This is a genomic window from Acidithiobacillus albertensis (genome assembly GCF_001931655.1).
Lineage (GTDB): Bacteria > Pseudomonadota > Gammaproteobacteria > Acidithiobacillales > Acidithiobacillaceae > Acidithiobacillus > Acidithiobacillus thiooxidans.
In genome coordinates this window covers 1-1,970 of sequence record NZ_MOAD01000034.1, presented here as the reverse complement: position 1 = coordinate 1,970, position 1,970 = coordinate 1, and the positions used below count along the sequence as shown (strand labels likewise).

Annotated in this window: 3 protein-coding genes and 1 pseudogene; 2 read left to right on the top strand and 2 right to left on the bottom strand. The window is 50.1% G+C overall.

Annotated elements, in window-relative coordinates:
* The first annotated feature begins 396 nt into the window (after nucleotides 1-396).
* Together BLW97_RS16810 and BLW97_RS16805 are read left to right on the top strand one after the other, a co-directional pair.
* Complete coding sequence (locus BLW97_RS16810; protein ID WP_242947862.1) at nucleotides 397-987, top strand: Crp/Fnr family transcriptional regulator; 591 nt, start codon at nucleotides 397-399, stop codon at nucleotides 985-987.
* A 70-nt stretch (nucleotides 988-1,057) separates the two neighbouring features.
* Nucleotides 1,058-1,264, top strand: coding sequence for a YgaP family membrane protein (locus tag BLW97_RS16805; RefSeq protein WP_075324007.1), 207 nt, complete (start codon nucleotides 1,058-1,060; stop codon nucleotides 1,262-1,264).
* Between the two features lie 16 nt (nucleotides 1,265-1,280).
* On the opposite strand, the gene BLW97_RS16800 is transcribed toward BLW97_RS16805, so the two are convergent.
* Nucleotides 1,281-1,481: an efflux RND transporter permease subunit gene (locus BLW97_RS16800; protein ID WP_242947861.1), complete on the bottom strand. Its 201-nt coding sequence runs from the start codon at nucleotides 1,479-1,481 to the stop codon at nucleotides 1,281-1,283.
* A gap of 300 nt (nucleotides 1,482-1,781) precedes the next feature.
* A pseudogene (locus tag BLW97_RS19840) lies at nucleotides 1,782-1,970 on the bottom strand (L,D-transpeptidase); the annotation flags it as partial.

Genomic DNA, 1,970 nt, shown 5'->3' with positions numbered 1-1,970 from the left:
TCTGGATGAACGCCACGATCATGTCCATTCCCATGAGGCCATGGATCATGCCCACATGCATATCCATGACGTCCATCACCAACACGCCCATGCCTTTCCGGTTGCTCCAGGAACCCGCCATGCGCATCCGCATCATCACGAGCCCCTCACTCACAGCCACCCTCACGTGTCGGACATGCATCATTTACACAAGCACTGAATCCAGCCAGCAAGGAACATTTTTCAGGAGGCTATAAAGGCGCCACCCGAAACATTTCAAAGAAAATATCTACTGTAGTAGCATCATGACTCCCTTTCACACGGACGGGCATTATCCTGAACGACTGGATCAGCCATTTTACTTCACTCACTGCAGCGCCAGACAATGAAAAGGCGTTATTCAACAAGGCTCGTCCAGTGCAATGGGGTTCGGGTCAAATCATTTTTCACGCCGGTACCCCCTGCAACCAATATTTGTTGGTGCTGGAAGGCCAGATCCGGGTGCAACAGATTTCTGCAGGCGGGCGCGAAATCGTCCTGTACCGCATTGGCCCCGGAGAATCCTGCATTCTCACGACCGCTTGCCTGTTCAGTCATCGCCCCTATCCCGCCATGGGTATTACCGAAACAGCCGTGAAGGCGATCAGCCTGCCCAAATCGGTTTTTGATCAACTCATTGGCCAATCCGGCCTTTTTCGGGAATTCGTATTCAATGCCTACGGAAATCGCTTGACCGATTTACTCACCCTGGTCGAAGAAGTCGTCTTCACCCGCCTGGATATTCGCCTCGCCAGAAAACTTCTGGACCTGGGAAAACATGCCCAGATTATCCAGATTACCCATCAGACATTGGCTACCGAGCTGGGGTCGGCCCGGGAAGTCATCAGCCGTGCCCTCAAAGAATTTGCATTGCGGGGATGGATCCGGCGAGGGTCAGGCCAAATTGAAATTATCCAGATGCAGGGATTGCAACAATTAGCCAACTCGGAATTTGTTTCGTCCCGGTGAGAAAGTTACAGACAACTCCCTGCGAGTTGCCTACGATGAAAACCTCTGCTGACTTAACAAGGAGTCCAAAATGTCTGTTTCTACGCTGTTTAACGAAGGAATGGCCGACCGGTTGATTCGGATTATCGTCGGAATTATTGTCATTGCACTGGTTTTTGTCGGACCACAAACCCCCTGGGGATGGTTGGGGCTGGTACCCTTGATCACCGGCTTGATCGGTTGGTGTCCAGCCTACTCGCTCTTCAGCATCAGGACCTGCCCGCTCCGCAAATCCTGAGAGGAAAAAATCCGGATCAGTGTATAACGCGCACTGATCCCTTTTTAGAAAGCCTTTCCAGCCACGCGTAAATTCCAGGCATCACCAGCAGTACCAGGGGAATTTCAGCCAGCAATCCGGAAATAATGGCGATGGCCAAAGGCGCCTGCATTTGTGCCCCGGCGCCCATCCCCAAGGCCAGCGGCATGAGGGCCAAAATGGCGATAATGGCCGTCATCGGTGTTAATCAGCGTCATTATTTTGCCATCTACCAGCATCATTTTTTCACATCAAATATCATGAAAAAATTATTAGCTTAATGAATAATTTTGTGTATTTGGAAAATCCTGATATTTTCAAATGTGAGTAATGCGGGCGCTTTCTGCCGAAAACCAGATAATCACCAGTGCTGTTTGACAATCTGGCCCTCAACTTCTAAAAACGGTACATAGATACGACCTATCTTTTGAATGGATTCTTTTAGGTGATAGCATTTCTCCGATTGCCCACATAATCTCAGGTCAATCATCTTTGTGCACTATTTTATATGAGTAGAACCAGGAACTTGCTCAGCCTGCCGCAACCGTTTGCTCACCGTAACGACAGAACCATAGTGGATAGTACTAAAAATTTGATGCGCCGCTTTATCCGGCATTTCCACGCAGCCCGCACTTTGCGGCCAGCCGTAGCCTGTGCGCGGGAAATAATGCAGGGCACGGCCCCTGTC

Excerpts from the sequence above, each read along its gene's own strand:
- BLW97_RS16805 (WP_075324007.1), top strand. The coding sequence starts at position 1,058 with ATGTCTGTTTCTACGCTGTTTAACGAAGGAATGGCCGACCGGTTGATT.
- BLW97_RS16800 (WP_242947861.1), bottom strand. The coding sequence starts at position 1,481 with ATGACGGCCATTATCGCCATTTTGGCCCTCATGCCGCTGGCCTTGGGG.